General features: G+C 69.0%; 15 protein-coding genes. 11 read left to right on the top strand and 4 right to left on the bottom strand.

Features of this window, described 5'->3' with window-relative positions; all coding sequences use genetic code 11:
• Positions 1-6 precede the first annotated feature (6 nt).
• Complete coding sequence (ppk1, locus tag NF616_RS12500; protein WP_252273605.1) at positions 7-2,214, top strand: polyphosphate kinase 1; 2,208 nt, start codon at positions 7-9, stop codon at positions 2,212-2,214.
• A gap of 85 nt (positions 2,215-2,299) precedes the next feature.
• Here the strand turns inward: ppk1 and NF616_RS12495 are convergent, their stop codons facing one another.
• Together NF616_RS12495 and NF616_RS12490 are read right to left on the bottom strand one after the other, a co-directional pair.
• Positions 2,300-2,800 carry a 2-thiouracil desulfurase family protein gene (locus NF616_RS12495; protein WP_252273604.1) on the bottom strand — a complete coding sequence of 167 codons (501 nt, stop codon included), beginning with the start codon at positions 2,798-2,800 and terminating at the stop codon, positions 2,300-2,302.
• A gap of 23 nt (positions 2,801-2,823) precedes the next feature.
• Positions 2,824-3,432, bottom strand: coding sequence for a 2OG-Fe(II) oxygenase (locus NF616_RS12490; protein ID WP_252273603.1), 609 nt, complete (start codon positions 3,430-3,432; stop codon positions 2,824-2,826).
• A 63-nt stretch (positions 3,433-3,495) separates the two neighbouring features.
• Here NF616_RS12490 and NF616_RS12485 point away from each other — a divergent pair, with 63 nt between their 5' ends.
• On the top strand, positions 3,496-4,263 hold the full coding sequence (locus tag NF616_RS12485; protein WP_252273602.1) for a hypothetical protein: 768 nt from the start codon (positions 3,496-3,498) through the stop codon (positions 4,261-4,263).
• A gap of 145 nt (positions 4,264-4,408) precedes the next feature.
• Here the strand turns inward: NF616_RS12485 and bipL are convergent, their stop codons facing one another.
• Positions 4,409-5,350: a phospholipase BipL gene (bipL, locus tag NF616_RS12480; RefSeq protein ID WP_252273664.1), complete on the bottom strand. Its 942-nt coding sequence runs from the start codon at positions 5,348-5,350 to the stop codon at positions 4,409-4,411.
• A 108-nt stretch (positions 5,351-5,458) separates the two neighbouring features.
• Between bipL and NF616_RS12475 the strand changes: the two genes are divergently transcribed.
• The gene (locus NF616_RS12475; RefSeq protein ID WP_252273601.1) at positions 5,459-6,025 is read left to right on the top strand and encodes a DUF6436 domain-containing protein; all 567 of its coding nucleotides are present in this window, start codon (positions 5,459-5,461) and stop codon (positions 6,023-6,025) included.
• Positions 6,026-6,178: 153 nt separating this feature from the next.
• Here NF616_RS12475 and NF616_RS12470 read toward each other — a convergent pair whose 3' ends face one another.
• Positions 6,179-6,937 (bottom strand): NRDE family protein, encoded by a 759-nt coding sequence (locus tag NF616_RS12470; RefSeq protein WP_252273600.1) that lies wholly within the window; start codon positions 6,935-6,937, stop codon positions 6,179-6,181.
• Positions 6,938-7,049: 112 nt separating this feature from the next.
• On the opposite strand from NF616_RS12470, the gene NF616_RS12465 reads away from it, so the two are divergent.
• The 8 genes from NF616_RS12465 (at position 7,050) to NF616_RS12430 (ending at position 15,287) form a co-directional block, all read left to right on the top strand.
• Entirely contained in the window at positions 7,050-7,832 is a 783-nt protein-coding gene (locus NF616_RS12465; protein ID WP_252273599.1) for a sulfite exporter TauE/SafE family protein, read from the top strand.
• 9 nt (positions 7,833-7,841) lie between these two features.
• Positions 7,842-8,642 carry a prolipoprotein diacylglyceryl transferase gene (lgt, locus tag NF616_RS12460; protein ID WP_252273598.1) on the top strand — a complete coding sequence of 267 codons (801 nt, stop codon included), beginning with the start codon at positions 7,842-7,844 and terminating at the stop codon, positions 8,640-8,642.
• The gene (locus tag NF616_RS12455) at positions 8,639-9,433 is read left to right on the top strand and encodes a thymidylate synthase (protein WP_252273597.1); all 795 of its coding nucleotides are present in this window, start codon (positions 8,639-8,641) and stop codon (positions 9,431-9,433) included. Before lgt ends, NF616_RS12455 begins: the two co-directional genes overlap by 4 nt.
• Before the next feature lie 3 nt (positions 9,434-9,436).
• A complete protein-coding gene (locus NF616_RS12450) occupies positions 9,437-10,297 on the top strand; it encodes a LysR family transcriptional regulator (protein WP_252273596.1) in 861 nt (286 codons plus the stop codon).
• Positions 10,298-10,479: 182 nt separating this feature from the next.
• Positions 10,480-11,532, top strand: coding sequence for a putative 2-aminoethylphosphonate ABC transporter ATP-binding protein (locus NF616_RS12445; protein WP_252273595.1), 1,053 nt, complete (start codon positions 10,480-10,482; stop codon positions 11,530-11,532).
• Positions 11,532-13,244 (top strand): putative 2-aminoethylphosphonate ABC transporter permease subunit, encoded by a 1,713-nt coding sequence (locus NF616_RS12440; RefSeq protein ID WP_252273594.1) that lies wholly within the window; start codon positions 11,532-11,534, stop codon positions 13,242-13,244. The genes NF616_RS12445 and NF616_RS12440 overlap by 1 nt, the downstream gene beginning before the upstream one ends.
• A gap of 18 nt (positions 13,245-13,262) precedes the next feature.
• A complete protein-coding gene (gene phnX, locus NF616_RS12435; protein WP_252273593.1) occupies positions 13,263-14,090 on the top strand; it encodes a phosphonoacetaldehyde hydrolase in 828 nt (275 codons plus the stop codon).
• Between the two features lie 177 nt (positions 14,091-14,267).
• Positions 14,268-15,287 carry a putative 2-aminoethylphosphonate ABC transporter substrate-binding protein gene (locus tag NF616_RS12430; RefSeq protein ID WP_252273592.1) on the top strand — a complete coding sequence of 340 codons (1,020 nt, stop codon included), beginning with the start codon at positions 14,268-14,270 and terminating at the stop codon, positions 15,285-15,287.
• Positions 15,288-15,328: the final 41 nt, after the last annotated feature.

The raw sequence follows: 15,328 nt of genomic DNA, 5'->3' as shown, positions 1-15,328 counted from the left end.
CAAGGCATGAACACCGAGGGACTCAGCAACAAGCAGATCGTCGAAGCCGCGCTCGAGGTCGAGCCGCTGCCGGCCGACCCCGTGGCCGAGGCCGCGCCCGTCGTCGAGCCCGAGCCGGCTCCCGCGCCGGCGCCGGTGATCCCGGGGCTGGACGACGCCAGCCTGTACATCCACCGCGAGCTGTCGCAGCTGCAGTTCAATATCCGCGTGCTGGAGCAGGCGCTGGACGAGTCCTACCCGCTGCTCGAGCGGCTCAAGTTCCTGCTGATCTTCTCCAGCAACCTCGACGAGTTCTTCGAGATCCGCGTCGCCGGCCTGAAGAAGCAGATCAACTTCGCCCGCGAGCAGGCCGGTGCCGACGGCCTGCTGCCCAGCCAGGTGCTGGCGCGCATCTCGGAGATCGCCCACGAGCAGGTCGACCGCCAGTACGCGGTGCTCAACGACGTGCTGCTGCCGGAGCTGGCCAAGCATCAGGTCAACTTCATCCGTCGCCGCCATTGGACCACCAAGATCAAGACCTGGGTGCGCCGCTACTTCCGCGACGAGATCGCGCCGATCATCACGCCGATCGGCCTCGACCCGACCCACCCGTTCCCGCTGCTGGTGAACAAGAGCCTCAACTTCATCGTCGAGCTCGAGGGCGTCGACGCGTTCGGCCGCGATTCCGGCCTGGCCATCATCCCGGCGCCGCGCCTGCTGCCGCGCATCATCCGCGTGCCGGAAGAAGTCGGCGGTGCGGGCGACAACTACGTGTTCCTCTCGTCGATGATCCACGCCCACGCCGACGACCTGTTCCTCGGCATGAAGGTCAAGGGTTGCTACCAGTTCCGCCTGACCCGTAACGCCGACCTCTCGGTGGATACCGAGGACGTCGAGGACCTGGCTCGGGCCCTGCGTGGCGAGCTGTTCAGCCGCCGCTACGGCGACGCCGTGCGCCTGGAAGTGGCCGAGACCTGCCCGCCGCAGCTGTCCGACTACCTGCTCAAGCAGTTCAACCTGAGCGAGAGCGAGCTGTACCGGGTCAACGGCCCGGTCAACCTGACCCGCCTGTTCGCCATCACCGGGCTGGAGAGCCACCCGGAGCTGCAGCATGCGACCTTCACCCCGGTGATCCCCAAGCTGCTGCAGAACGCCGAGAACATCTTCAGCGTGGTCGGCAAGCAGGACATCCTGCTGATGCACCCCTTCGAGTCGTTCACCCCGGTGGTGGACCTGCTGCGCCAGGCCGCGAAAGACCCGCATGTCCTGGCGATCAAGCAGACCCTGTACCGCTCCGGGGCCAACTCGGAAATCGTCGACGCTCTGGTCGAGGCGGCGCGCAACGGCAAGGAGGTCACCGCGGTGATCGAGTTGCGCGCGCGCTTCGACGAGGAGTCCAACCTGCAGCTGGCCAGCCGTCTGCAGGCCGCCGGTGCGGTGGTGATCTACGGCGTGGTCGGCTTCAAGACCCACGCCAAGATGATGTTGATCCTGCGTCGCGAGAACGGCGAGCTGCGCCGCTACGCCCACCTGGGCACCGGCAACTACCACGCCGGCAACGCCCGCCTGTACACCGACTACAGCCTGCTGACCGCCGACGATGCGCTCGGCGAGGACGTCTCCAAGCTGTTCAACCAGTTGATCGGCATGGGTAAGACCCTGCGCATGAAGAAGCTGCTGCATGCGCCGTTCACCCTGAAGAAGACCCTGCTCGACATGATCGCCCGCGAGGCGCAGCTGGCCAGCGAGGGCAAGCCGGCGCACATCATGGCCAAGGTCAACTCGCTGACCGACCCGAAGATCATCCGCGCGCTGTACAAGGCCAGCCAGATGGGCGTGCGCGTCGACCTGGTGGTGCGTGGCATGTGCTGCCTGCGCCCGGGCGTGCATGGCGTGTCGCACAATATCCACGTGCGCTCCATCGTCGGTCGCTTCCTCGAGCACAGCCGTATCTACTACTTCCTCAACGGTGGCGACGAGAAGCTCTATCTCTCCAGCGCCGACTGGATGGAGCGCAACCTCGACAAGCGGGTGGAGACCTGCTTCCCGGTGGAAGGCAAGAAGCTCATCACCCGGGTCAAGAAGGAGCTGGAGAGCTACCTGTCCGACAACACCCAGGCCTGGGTGCTGCAGCCGGACGGCCGCTACCTGCGCCTCAGCCCGAGCGGCAACGCCAACCCGCGCAACGCCCAGGCCGCGCTGCTGGACAAGCTGACCACGCCGCAGGTGCGCTGAGCCGGCGAACGAAAAAAAGGGAGGCCTCGGCCTCCCTTTTTTATGCAGGTGCGTCTGGCAGAGAGCGTCGCGCGCACCGCCATCATTACCGAATCGACTCCGCCTCCAGCCTCGCCAGCTCGGCGGCGGCCTCGGCCAGCTGCCCCTCGTTGAACACCCGCACGCCATGGCGCCTAAGCAGGGCGGCGGTGACGCCTTCGCCCTCGACCAGGGTGCCGCTGAAGCTACCGTCGTAGTTGTGGGTGTTGCCGCAGGACGGGCTGCGCGCCTTGAACACGGCGACCCGCAGGCCGTGCTGCCGGACCAGGCGCAGGGCGATCTCGGCGCCGGCGACGAAGGCCGCGGTGACGTCTTCGCCGGCATCGGTCAGCACCGGCAGACGACCTTCCAGCACGCCGCCGCCCTGGCCGCCGGGAATCTCCGCCGGAGGCCTCGGCGTCGGCAAGCCGCCCGCCACTTCGGGGCACAATGGCACCAGGCGGCCCTCGTCCTGCCACTGCTGCAGCAAATCGTAGGGGCCGTGGGCGCCGCCGTCGTAGCGCACCCTGTGGCCCAGCAGGCAGCGACTGACCAGCAGTTTTTCCATCATCCGCGTCCTCCCATGGTGGGTTAGCGCCGCCTGAACCAGCCGGTCAACGACAGGCGCTCGCGGGTCGCCGGCAGCACTTCGTGGGGCAGATCGGCGGACATGAACAGCACCAGCGTGCCGGCCTCGGGCAGCACGTCCAGCGGCTCGCCGCTGTCGGGGTAGAGACGCAGGGCGCCGCCCTGGTCGGCCTGCCAGTCGTCGTTGAGGTAGAGCACCGCCGATACCGTGCGGCGGTCGTCGTCGCGAAAGCGATCCAGGTGCTTCTGGTAAAAGGCGCCCGGCGGATAGTGGGCGAAGTGGCTTTCGTAATCGGCCAGGCCCAGGTAGAAGGCCTGGTTGAGCGCCTGGCGCAGCTCGTCCATGGTCGCCAGGTAGCGGTCGCAGGCGGCGTTCTGGCCGGCCTCCAGCCACTGGATGCTGTCGCCGCGCACGCCCTCGCGCACCGCCAGGCCCTGGCCGCGGCCGACGCCGGCCGGGCTCAGCGCGCCATTGCGGGCGCGGTTGCGGCACTCCTCGGCCAGTTCGCGGGTCAGAGACTGCGGCAGGACGTGCGCCTGCCGCGACCAGCCGCGCTCGGCCAGGTCGTCGATGATGTGCGGCAGGAGCCGTTGCAGGAGGGGTTCGGTCATGCGCCGATTCTACCAGCGCCGCCTGCGGGCCCCTACAATAGCCGCGCCAGACAGGAGTAATTCATGCGCGCCGTATTCGCTCTGTTCATGCTGCTGTGCAGCTTCGCCGCTTCCGCCGACGATCACGACCGGCTCTACCAGGCCGCGGGCTGGCCGGAGCAGCGCGCCCACTTCGCCGACGCCCTCAAGGCGGCCCAGCAGCGCTACCAGGCCAGCCTGCCGCCGGCGGTGTTCCAGGCCCTGGTGGACAACAGCAACCGCCGCTTCGCCGCCGCCGCCATGGACCGGCGCGCCCAGGCCGCGCTGCGCGCGGAGCTGGCCGACCCGCGGCCGGCGCTGCAGTTCTTCGAATCGGCGCTGGGCCGCAAGGTGGTGGCGGCCGAGGTGCAGGCGACCTCCCGCGAGCGGCTGGCTGCACATGCCGACGGCCTGCCGCCGGTGCAGGCGGAAGCCACCCGGCGCCTGCTGATCCGCCACCTGGCCCAGGCGCTGCCGGCCACCGAGGCCGGCGCGGAGGTCAGCCTGGCCCTGGCCGGCGTCGCGGCCGACAGCCTCAGCTCCATGGTGCCGGGCCTGTTTGGTGGCGGGCAGACGCAGATGCTCCTGCAGAGCCAGCGCGAGCGCCTGCAGCAGCAGATCGAGGGCGACATCGACAACATCCTGCTGCATGTCTATAGCGGGCTGTCCGACCCGGAGTTGGAAGAGTTCGCCGCCTTCGCCGAGTCGCCCGGCGGCAAGGCCTACTACCAGGCGGCGCTGGCCGCCCTGCGCGCGGCGCTGGCGGCCGAAAAGGGCGGCAGCGACCTGCAGCCGGCTCAGCAGGGCATCTGACGCCACGACTCAGCCGCGCCGAGCAAGGCGAGGCGGGTCGTGAGGCGGAGTCGCTTGTTTCCCGGATTGCATCCGGGCTATGGCTGATGGGTGAGGGCGGCACTCGTCGGTATCGCGGCCGAGGCCGCTCTCACAGGGTGGCGCGTTACCTCAGGCGCTCGGTGAGGAAGGCGAAGTACTCGCGGCGCACGCCCTCGCTCTCGTTGGCAAGATGATGACGGGCGCCGGGGATGCGCAGCACCTCCGGCTGATCGAACTTGCCCTGCAGCACCCGCAGGTTGTGCCGCCAGTCCACCGTCATGTCCTGCTCGCCCTGTACCACCAGCGGCCGCAGCGGGCTGGGCGGGGCCTTCTCGAGACGCGGGATCCACCGGGCCAGGGCGCCGACCCAGGCGGTCGGCAGATGGCGCGGCTGCAGCGGATCGTGATTGCGCAGGAACTCGAGGAATTCGGCGTCGCTGGAGTTCTCCGAGAAGCGCCGCGGGATCTGCGAGCGGAACGGCCCGATCAGGTGGTAGCTGAGCCGCGACAGGCCCCAGGCGCGCGGCCGCACCAGCGGCGCCAGGAGAATGGTGGCGCCGGGCTCGGGGCGTTTGTCGCCGAGCAGCAGGAAGTCCAGCAGGATGGCGCCACCGGTGCTCTGCCCGCAGAGATGCCAGGGCTGCGGCAGGTCGAGGCTGGCGGCCTCGGCGAACAGGCACTGCAGGGTGCGCTGGTAGGCGGAGAAGTCATCGATGCTGGCGCGCGCCCCGGCAGACAGGCCGTGGCCCGGCAGGTCGCAGGCCAGCACCGCGAGGTTCAGGCCCAGGGCCCAGTCGATCACGTGGCGGTACAGGCCCATGTGGTCGTAATAGCCGTGCAGCAGGATCAGCGTCGCCTTGGGCTCGGGCGGCAGCCACAGCTGCGCGACCAGATCCAGGCCGTCGCACGAAAAGCGCCCGAGGCGGCTGCGCACGGCGCCGTGCTGCGGCAGGTCCAGGCCGTAGTAGCGCTGGTAGGCCAGCACCTCGTCCGGCATCGGCCCGGTGGCCGCGGCCAAGGGTCGCAGGCCGGCGCGCAGACGCTCGGGCTGGAAGGGCTGGGGCACGGTCTGGGGCATGGCGGTCATGGCAACTTCGAGGTCGGGACAGGCCGTCGATATTCTGCTGTCGGGCGCGGCGTGGCAAGCTACGGGCCTTTCCCCGGTGCCGCGATCATGTCCTCCCGCCGCAAATTCCTGCTCGTCAGCCTCGCCGCCGCCCTCTGGCTGGGCGCCATGCTGGTCGCCTACCAGTGGTTCCAGTCCCGCTACATCCGCCCCTTCGAGGAGCGCACCGAGCTGTTCATGGGCAGCCAGCTGCGCCTGCCGGCGGACCTGGCCGGGCCGGGTCCGATTCGCCTGGTGCACTTCTGGGACCCGGCCTGCCCGTGCAACGTCCGCAATCAGCAGCACCTCGGCGAGCTGGTGCAGCAGTTCGCTGCGCGCGGCGTGCAGTTCTATGCGGTGCGCAAGGCCGGCAGCCAAGGTCGTCTGCCGGCCAACCTGGCGGCGCTGCAACCGCTGGAGTCGCTGCCCGGCAGCGAGGGCCTGCCGGCCAGCCCGGCGGTGGCGATCTGGGATCAGCGCGGCGAACTGGCCTACTTCGGCCCTTACAGCGAGGGCGCCGTGTGCACCTCGGCCAACAGCTTCATCGAGCCGATCCTCGAGGCCCTGGTGGCAGGCCGGCCGGTGCGGGCGGACAGCAACCTGGCGGTGGGCTGTTTCTGCGACTGGCGGAACTGAGAGACTCCGATGGCCTGAGCGCCGGCCGTGTCGCGTTGAAACGGGCGCGGCGTGCCGGTTTGCCGCTTTCGCCCCTTCGATGCGCTGGCGCTCGTCCACCGGGCCACCACGGCTGGGCGTTGCGGCCTGGCGTTGGCTTCGAAGGTCGTAAATCTACTGCTGCGGTTCCAGCCGCAGATCGACCTCGCCCGCGACCTCGCCCTGGCTGTCGAAGCTGCGCTCCACCAGGCGCAGCCCGCCCTCGGCGTTCAGGGTCAGGGCGCTGCTGGCTCGGGTGCCGTAGCCGGGGCCGACGATGAACACGGTGGCCAGCAACATCTCCCAGTCCAGGCCGACGCCGGTATTCGGCAGCTGTTCGCGCGGCGGCTGCTGGCGGTCGCCGAGCAGGGCCAGCAGGTGCTGCGGCTGCGGATCGTCGAGGGTGCGGGTGAGGGCGTCGGTGGCGCGCCGGACCTTGGGCCAGGGCGTGTCGAGCCGGGCGTTGGACAGGCCGTAGACGCCTGGCTCCAGGCGCCGCGCCAGGCCCTCCTCGGAATTGAAGTAGTACAGCGCGTGGCGATCGCCGAGCAGCAGGTTGAAGCCGCTGTAGTCGTCGCTGCGCCGGGCCAGGTCGGCGAGAAAGGCCTCGGCGTCGGCGTCGCCGCGCAGAAAGCCTTCGGGCAGCTCGCCCCGTGAGCGAGCGCCGCGCGGCTGGCGCGGGTCGCGGATATTGGTCAGGGCGGCGAAGCGGCCGTCGGCCGTCACCCCCAGCCAGGTGCCGCCGGCCCGCAGGTCGCGCCCCGCATGCAGCCCGGGGGCATCCTCCCATTCGGCCAGCGGCAGGCTGGCGCGGTCGTAGAACTCGTCACGGTTGGCGGCCAGCACCAGCGGCTGCGGGTGTCCGGGGCGCCAGGCGAACACGATCAGGCACATACCACCTCCTCTGTCGGCTGCCCGGAGTCTAACAGCCGTGGGCATCCATCGCCTCGGCTGGAGGGCGCGGGGCCCTTCCGTTACCATGCCGCTTCGTTTTCGGGGGTTGCGCATGGAATTCCTGCTCTATCTGCTGCTCGGCGCGGCGGCCGGGGTGCTGGCCGGGCTGTTCGGCGTCGGCGGCGGCATCATCATCGTGCCGGTGCTGGTGTTCAGCTTCACCGCCCAGGGCTTCGACCCGGCCGTGCTGACCCACCTGGCCGTGGGCACCTCGCTGGCCACCATCATCTTCACCTCGGTCAACTCGGTGCTCGAGCACCAGCGCAAGGGCGCCGTGCTGTGGCCGGTGTTCGCCTGGATGAGCCTCGGCATCCTGCTCGGCGCCGCCCTCGGCTCGCTCACCGCGGCGGCCATTCAGGGGCCGATGCTGCAGAAGATCATCGGCGTGTTCGCCATCGTCATCGCCATCCAGATGGGCCTGGGCCTGAAACCCAAGGCCAGTCGCGCGGTCCCAGGCAAGCCCGGGCTGACCGGCGCCGGCGCGGTGATCGGCTGGGCCTCGGCGATCTTCGGCATCGGCGGCGGTTCGCTGACCGTGCCGTTCCTGACCTGGCGCAGCGTGCCCATGCAGCAGGCGGTGGCGACCTCCTCGGCGTGCGGCCTGCCCATCGCCCTGGCCAGTACCCTGAGCTTCATGGTCCTGGGCTGGAACGAGGCGCACCTGCCGGCCTGGAGCCTGGGCTTCGTGTACCTGCCGGCGCTGGCCGGCATCGCCATCACCAGCATGTTCTTCGCCCGCATCGGCGCGCGCCTGGCGCATCGCCTGCCGGCCCATGTACTGAAACGCCTGTTCGCCCTGCTGTTGCTGTGCGTGGGCGTGAGCTTCCTCATCTAAGGAGTTGCAATGCTGCCCTATCCGCAGATCGACCCGGTGGCCATCGCCCTGGGCCCGCTGAAGATCCACTGGTACGGCCTGATGTACCTGATCGGCATCGGCGGCGCCTGGCTGCTGGCGTCGCGCCGCCTGAAGCAGTTCGACCCGAGCTGGAGCAAGGAGAAGCTCTCCGACCTGGTGTTCTGGGTAGCCATGGGCGTAATTCTCGGCGGTCGCCTGGGCTACGTGCTGTTCTACGACCTGTCCGCCTACATCGCCGAGCCGCTGAAGATCGTCCGCGTCTGGGAAGGGGGCATGTCGTTCCACGGCGGGCTGATCGGCGTGATGCTGGCCACCTGGTGGTTCGGCAAGCGCAACGGCAAGAGCTTCTTCGAACTGATGGACTTCATCGCCCCGCTCGTTCCGATCGGTTTGGGCGCCGGGCGCATCGGCAACTTCATCAACGCCGAGCTTTGGGGCAAGGTCACCGACGTGCCCTGGGCCATGGTCTTCCCCAATGGCGGGCCGGACCCGCGCCATCCGTCGCAGCTGTACCAGTTCGCCCTTGAAGGCGTGGCCCTGTTCCTGATCCTCTGGGCCTACTCGCGCAAGCCGCGCCCGACCATGGCGGTGTCCGGCCTGTTCGCCGTCTGCTACGGCATCTTCCGCTTCATCGTCGAATTCGTCCGCGTGCCGGACGCCCAGCTCGGCTATCTCGCCGGCGGCTGGCTGACCATGGGCCAGGTGCTGTGCGTGCCGATGATTCTCGGCGGCCTCGGCCTTATGATCTGGGCCTACCGCCGCGAAGCCGCCCAAGGAGCCGCGCTATGAAACAGTACCTCGACCTGATGCGCCTGGTGCGCGAGACCGGCACCTTCAAGAGCGACCGCACCGGCACCGGCACCTACTCGGTGTTCGGCCACCAGATGCGCTTCAACCTGGCCGACGGCTTCCCGCTGGTGACCACCAAGAAGTGCCACCTGAAGTCCATCATTCACGAGCTGCTGTGGTTCCTCCAGGGCGATACCAACATCAAGTACCTGAAGGACAACGGCGTACGCATCTGGGACGAGTGGGCCGACGAGAACGGCGACCTCGGCCCGGTGTACGGTTACCAGTGGCGCAGCTGGCCGGCGCCGAACGGCGAGTCGATCGACCAGATCAGCAAGCTGATCGCGATGATCAGGAAGAATCCGGACTCGCGCCGCCTGATCGTCTCCGCCTGGAACCCGGCGCTGGTCGACGAGATGGCCCTGCCGCCGTGCCACACCATGTTCCAGTTCTACGTCGCCGACGGCCGCCTGAGCTGTCAGCTGTACCAGCGCTCGGCCGACATCTTCCTCGGCGTGCCCTTCAACATCGCCAGCTACGCCCTGCTGACGCTGATGATCGCCCAGGTCTGCGATCTTGCGCCCGGTGACTTCGTGTGGACCGGCGGCGACTGCCACCTGTACGCCAACCACATCGAGCAGACCGACCTGCAGCTGACCCGCGAGCCGCTGCCGCTGCCGACCATGAAGCTCAACCCCGAGGTGAAGGACCTGTTCGCCTTCAGGTTCGAGGACTTCGAGCTGCAGAACTACCAGGCCCACCCGCACATCGCCGCGCCGGTCGCGGTGTAAGCCATGCTGGCGGCCGAGCTCAAGGCCTTTCACATGGTCGCCCGCCTGGGCAGCATCACCCAGGCGGCGAAGAAGCTCGGCCTCAGCCAGCCGACGGTCACCACGCAGATCCGCAACCTCGAGGCGCAGTACGGCGTCGAGCTGTTCTACCGTGGCGGCCGCCGCCTGACCTTGAGCGAGGAGGGCGCGCGCCTGCTGCCGATGGTGCAGCGGCTGCTGCAGCAGGAAGCCGACATCGAGTTCTTCCTGCGCAACTGCGGCCAGCTGCAGGGCAGCCTGCGTATCGCCGCCACCGCGCCCTACTACGTGCTCGATCTGGTCAAACGCTTCCGCGAGCGCCTGCCGCAGATCCAAGTGACCCTGGAGATCGGCAACTCGCAGCAGGTGATCGAGGCGCTGGAGGAGTATCGCGTCGACCTCGCCGCCTCCTCGCAGCTGGAGCAGGACGCGCGCTTCACCCGCCTGGTGCTGGGCCAGGACCCGCTGGTGCTGGCCGTGCACCGCTGCCATCCGCTGGCCGCGCACAAGCGCCTGCACGCCTCGGCGCTGGCCGGCCACTGCCTGCTGGTGCGCGAGGCCGGCTCCACCACGCGCCTGCTCACCGAACAGATGTTGCGCGACGCCGGCGCCGCACCCGGCGCGGTGCTGGAGATCGGCAGCCGCGAATCGATCCGTGAGGCGGTGTTGCGCAACATCGGCATCAGCGTGATCGCCCGCCACGAAGTGCCGGACAACCCCGAGCTGCGGGTGATCGAGCTGGACGACGCGCCGCTGATCCCGGAATACCTCTACTGCCTCAAGGAGCGCCGCGCCGCGCGCCTGCCGGCGGCCTTCCTGGCCCTGGCGCGGGAAAGCACCGAGTAGGGTGGGCAACCGCGTAGCGTTGCCCACCATTGCGTCGCTCTCGGTGGGCAAGCCGCCAGCGGCGTTGTCCACCCTACACAAATCCGCCGATACCACTATCGGCAGCTTTTGCCCAACTGCCATAAAGCCTTAGCACTGCGCGCCCAGCATGAGCCTCGTTCGATTCACAACGAGGTTCCGCCATGGCCACCGTCGACCTGCAGCTGCGCGATATCCACAAGGGCTTCGGCGCCTTCAAGGCGCTGGACGGCGTATCGCTGGACATCGCTGCCGGCGAGCTGGTCTGCCTGCTCGGCCCGTCCGGCTGCGGCAAGACCACCCTGCTGCGCTGCATCGCCGGCCTGGAACGCCAGGACGGCGGCGCCATCCGCTTCGCCGGACGTGACGTCTCCGAGCTGCCGCCGCAAGCGCGCGACTACGGCATCCTGTTCCAGTCCTACGCGCTGTTCCCCAACCTCACGGTGGCGCAGAACGTCGCCTACGGCCTGGCCGGCCAGGGCCGCGATGCGATCCGCGCACGGGTCAACGAGATGCTCGAGCTGGTCGGCCTGACCGGCAGCGAGCAGAAGTACCCGGCGCAGCTATCCGGCGGCCAGCAGCAGCGCGTGGCGCTGGCCCGCGCCCTGGCGCCGAGCCCGTCACTGCTGCTGCTCGACGAGCCGATGTCGGCCCTCGATGCCCGCGTGCGCGAGCATCTGTGCGGCGAGCTGCGCGCCCTGCAGCGCCAGCTCGGCATCACCACCCTGATGGTCACCCACAACCAGGACGAGGCCATGCTGATGGCCGACCGCATCGCCGTGATGAACCACGGCCGCGTCGAGCAGTACGCCTCGCCCCAGGACATCTACCGCGCGCCGGCCACGCCTTTCGTCGCCGAGTTCGTCGGCCAGGGCAACTGGCTGCCGTTCGAGCGTGACGGCGAGCACGCCCGCGTCGGCGACCTCAGCCTGCGCCTGCACAGCGCTCAGCGGGGTGCCGGCCACGCCGAGCGCGGCCGCCTGTTCTGCCGTCCCGAGGCGGTGGTGATCAACCCGCCGGTGCACGAGGACAACCTGTTCCCGGCGCAGATGCGCGAGATCACCTTCCTCGGCAACCGCTGCCGTCTGAGCTTCGAGCTGGACGCGCTGCCGGGCCATGCCCTGCTCGCCGAGCTGGCGCCCGAGTCCATGCCGCGCCTGAGTGGCGCCGAGATCTGGGTGGCACTGCCGCCGCGCAGCCTGCAGGTGTTCGCCTGATGCAACAGGTCGCGATTCTGCACAAGCCCCGGACGCTCGTCCGGCGCTGGCCGGCGGACCTGGCCGACCGCCTGTTCGTGCAGGGCGGCCAGTGGCTGTTGCTGGCGCTGCTGCTGCTCGGCGTGCTGCTGCCGCTCACGGCCATGCTCTGGCGCGGCCTGGCCGGCGATCCGGGGCAGGGCGGCGGGCTGGCCGCGGCGAGCGAGCTGGTGGCCAGCGCCAACTTCCGCTGGCTGCTCGGCAACAGCCTGAAGAGCGCCCTGGCCGTGGTGCTGATCGTGGTGCCGCTGGCCTACGCCTTCGCCTATGCCCTGCAGCGTACCTGCGTGCCGGGCAAGGGCCTGTGGCGCGGCATCTCGCTGCTGCCGCTGCTGGCGCCGTCGATGCTGCCGGGCATCGCGCTGATCTACCTGTTCGGCAACCAGGGCGTGCTGCGCGACTTCATCCCGGACAACATCTACGGTTTCTGGGGCATCGTCCTCGGCCAGGTCATCTACACCTTCCCTCACGCGCTGATGGTGCTGCTCAGCGCCCTGGCCCTGGCCGATGCGCGGCTGTTCGACGCCGCCTCGAGCATGGGCGCCTCACCCTGGCGCGCGTTCCGCAGCATCACCTGGCCGGGCAGCCGCCAGGGCTTGTTTGCCGCCGCCTGCCTGGTCTTCACCCTGTGCGTCACCGACTTCGGCGTGCCGGTGGTGGTGGGTGGCGATTACCAGGTGCTGTCGCTGGAGGCCTACAAGGCGGTGGTCGGCCAGCAGCAGTTCGGCCGCGGCGCGCTGATCGGCCTGTTCCTGCTGTTGCCGGCGCTGCTCAGCTTTGCCGTCGACCTCTGGCTGCGCCGCCGCCAGCGCGACGCCATGGGCGGCCGCGCCCAGGTCTACCACCCGCAGCCCAGTCGTGGCCGCGATGGCGCCTTCCTGCTGCTGGTGCTGCTGGTCAGCGCCTGCCTGCTCGGCGTGTTCGGCATGGCGGTGTACTCGTCGCTGGTCAAGTTCTGGCCCTACGACCTATCGCTGTCGCTGCACAACTACGCCTTCTCCGAGCTGCCCGGCGGCTGGCTGGCCTACCGCAACAGCCTGCTGCTGGCGACCTGCTGCGCGCTGTTCGGCGGCGTGCTGATCTTCCTCGGCAGCTACCTGCTGGAGAAGACCCGGCAGAGCCCGCTGACCCAACTGCTGCGCCTGCTGTGCTTCATTCCCATGGCGGTGCCCGGCCTGGTCCTCGGCCTCGGCTACGTATTCTTCTTCAACCTGCCGGCCAACCCGCTGCACGGCCTGTACGGCAGCGTCACCCTGCTGGTGATCTGTACCGTGGCGCACTTCCTGACCACTGCGCAGATGACCGCTAGCGCCGCCCTGCGCCAGCTCGATGGCGAGTTCGAGGCCGCCGCGCTGTCGCTGAAGGTGCCGCTGCTGCGCCACTTCTTCCGCGTGACCCTGCCGATCTGCCTGCCGGCGCTGCTCGACATCGTCCGCTACCTGTTCGTCTCGGCGATGACCACGGTGTCGGCGGTGATCTTCCTCTACAGCCCGGACAGCCTGCTGGCCGCCATCGCCGTGCTGAACATGGACGACGCCGGCAACGTCGGCGGCGCCGCCGCCATGTCCACTCTGATCCTGCTCACGTCCGCCGCCGTCTCGCTGCTGCTGGCCGGGGCCTCGCGCGGCTTGCTGCGCCGCTCCCAGGCCTGGCGCGCAGCGCCTGGTCACTAACCTTTTCGGAGAACATTCATGCGCTACCAGCACCCCGACCGCCTGCAAGCCGCCATCCTCGACTGGGCCGGCACCGTGGTCGACTTCGGCTCCTTTGCGCCGACGCGGATCTTCGTCGAGGCCTTTGCCCAGTTCGATATCGAGCTGAGCCTGGACGAGGCACGCGGCCCGATGGGCATGGGCAAGTGGGACCACATCCGCACCCTGTGCGATCAGCCGGCCGTGGCCGAGCGCTACCAGCGCCGCTTCGGTCGCCTGCCGAGCGACGCCGACGTCACCGCCATCTACGAACGCTTTATGCCGTTACAGGTAGCAAAAGTCGGCGAGCACTCGGCGCTGATCCCCGGCGCCCTGCAGGCCATCGCCGCCCTGCGTGAGCGGGGCCTGCGCATCGGCAGCTGCTCCGGCTACCCGCTGGCAGTGATGGGCAAGGTGGTCGAACTGGCCGCCGCCAAGGGCTACAGCCCGGATCACGTAGTCGCCACCGACGAGGTGCCCAAGGGCCGGCCGAGCCCGGCGCAGGCGCTGGCCAACGTCATCGCCCTGGGCCTCGACGACGTCGCCGCCTGCGTCAAGGTCGACGACACCGAGCCGGGCATCCTCGAAGGCCGCGCCGCCGGCATGTGGACCGTGGCCCTGCGCTTCTCCGGCAATTTCTTGGGCCTCTCCTGGGACGAGTACCAGGCGCTGCCGGCCGAGCGCCGCGCCGCCGAGCGTGCGCGCATCGACGGGCTGTTCGCCGGCAGCCGCCCGCACTACCTGATCGACACCATCGCCGATCTGCCCGCCGTCATCGACCACATCAATGCACGCCTGGCCCGTGGCGAAAGCCCGCAGGCCACATAAACAAATGAGCGATTGAGCGAGCTAGAGCCAGGCAAGGAGGAGCTGGCCGAGGGAGCGCAGTTTACGAACGGTAAATGAGCATCCCGAGGCCTGTTCCGACACAGCCTGGCCGACGCGCAGCCAATCGCGACCGGACAACCAACGCCAACCGCTAGCCACACCACTAGGAGCTCCACCATGTTCAAACGCACCGCCCTGGCCGCCGGCCTGCTCGCCGCTTGCGCCCTGCAGGCCCAGGCCAACACCGAGCTGACCGTCTACACCGCGCTGGAAGTCGAGCAGCTCAAGCCCTACCAGGAAGCGTTCGAGAAGCAGAACCCGGACATCAGCATCAAGTGGGTGCGCGACTCCACCGGCATCGTCACCGCCAAGCTGCTGGCCGAGAAGGATCGCCCTCAGGCCGACGTGGTCTGGGGCCTGGCCGGTTCCAGCCTGGCCATCCTCAAGCAGCAGGACATGCTGGTGCCCTACGCTCCGGCCAACCTGGACAAGATCGGCGCCAACTACCGCGACGCCGCCAACCCGCCGGCCTGGGTCGGCATGGACGTGTGGGCCGCGACCATCTGCTTCAACACCATCGAGGCCGAGAAGCAGGGCCTGCCCAAGCCGACCAAGTGGGAAGACCTGACCAACCCGGTGTACAAGGACAAGATCGTCATGCCCAACCCGGCGTCCTCCGGCACCGGCTACCTGGACGTCAGCGCCTGGCTGCAGACCTTCGGCGAAACCGGCGGCTGGGCCTACATGGACAAGCTGCACGCCAACATCGGCCAGTACACCCATTCCGGCTCCAAGCCGTGCAAGCTGGCTGCCGCCGGTGAGTTCCCGATCGGCATCTCCTTCGAATACCCGGCCGTGCAACTCAAGCGCAAGGGCGCGCCGCTGGACATCGTGCTGCCCAAGGAAGGCCTGGGCTGGGAGATCGAGGCCACCGGCATCGTCAAGGGCACCGACCAGCTGGAAGCAGCCAAGAAGCTCGCCGACTTCGCCGCCAGCCGTGAGGCCATGGACCTGTACAAGGCCAACTTCGCCGTACTGGCCCAGCCGGGCATCGCCGAACCGTTCCAGGGGCTGCCGGCCGACTACGAGCAGCGCCTGATCAAGAACGACTTCGCCTGGGCCTCGGAAAACCGCGACAAGATCCTCGCCGAGTGGCGCAAGCGCTACGACGGCAAGTCCGAGCCGGTGGCGCAATAAGCCTGCACGGATGGCCCGTCTCCCGTTACGGGGGCACGCCT

The organism is Pseudomonas subflava (assembly GCF_023823685.1).
GTDB lineage: Bacteria > Pseudomonadota > Gammaproteobacteria > Pseudomonadales > Pseudomonadaceae > Aquipseudomonas > Aquipseudomonas subflava.
Note: the sequence above shows the minus strand (reverse complement) of the source record. Positions and strands in the feature narration are given on the sequence as shown.

What these genes read in the sequence shown, in the direction of transcription:
- NF616_RS12455 (WP_252273597.1), top strand. Translation starts at nt 8,639, where the DNA reads ATGAAACAGTACCTCGACCTGATGCGCCTGGTGCGCGAGACCGGCACC.
- NF616_RS12450 (WP_252273596.1), top strand. Translation starts at nt 9,437, where the DNA reads ATGCTGGCGGCCGAGCTCAAGGCCTTTCACATGGTCGCCCGCCTGGGC.
- NF616_RS12490 (WP_252273603.1), bottom strand. Translation starts at nt 3,432, where the DNA reads ATGACCGAACCCCTCCTGCAACGGCTCCTGCCGCACATCATCGACGAC.
- NF616_RS12485 (WP_252273602.1), top strand. Translation starts at nt 3,496, where the DNA reads ATGCGCGCCGTATTCGCTCTGTTCATGCTGCTGTGCAGCTTCGCCGCT.
- NF616_RS12440 (WP_252273594.1), top strand. Translation starts at nt 11,532, where the DNA reads ATGCAACAGGTCGCGATTCTGCACAAGCCCCGGACGCTCGTCCGGCGC.
- NF616_RS12475 (WP_252273601.1), top strand. Translation starts at nt 5,459, where the DNA reads ATGTCCTCCCGCCGCAAATTCCTGCTCGTCAGCCTCGCCGCCGCCCTC.
- ppk1 (WP_252273605.1), top strand. Translation starts at nt 7, where the DNA reads ATGAACACCGAGGGACTCAGCAACAAGCAGATCGTCGAAGCCGCGCTC.
- lgt (WP_252273598.1), top strand. Translation starts at nt 7,842, where the DNA reads ATGCTGCCCTATCCGCAGATCGACCCGGTGGCCATCGCCCTGGGCCCG.
- NF616_RS12495 (WP_252273604.1), bottom strand. Translation starts at nt 2,800, where the DNA reads ATGGAAAAACTGCTGGTCAGTCGCTGCCTGCTGGGCCACAGGGTGCGC.
- NF616_RS12470 (WP_252273600.1), bottom strand. Translation starts at nt 6,937, where the DNA reads ATGTGCCTGATCGTGTTCGCCTGGCGCCCCGGACACCCGCAGCCGCTG.
- phnX (WP_252273593.1), top strand. Translation starts at nt 13,263, where the DNA reads ATGCGCTACCAGCACCCCGACCGCCTGCAAGCCGCCATCCTCGACTGG.
- NF616_RS12445 (WP_252273595.1), top strand. Translation starts at nt 10,480, where the DNA reads ATGGCCACCGTCGACCTGCAGCTGCGCGATATCCACAAGGGCTTCGGC.
- NF616_RS12430 (WP_252273592.1), top strand. Translation starts at nt 14,268, where the DNA reads ATGTTCAAACGCACCGCCCTGGCCGCCGGCCTGCTCGCCGCTTGCGCC.
- NF616_RS12465 (WP_252273599.1), top strand. Translation starts at nt 7,050, where the DNA reads ATGGAATTCCTGCTCTATCTGCTGCTCGGCGCGGCGGCCGGGGTGCTG.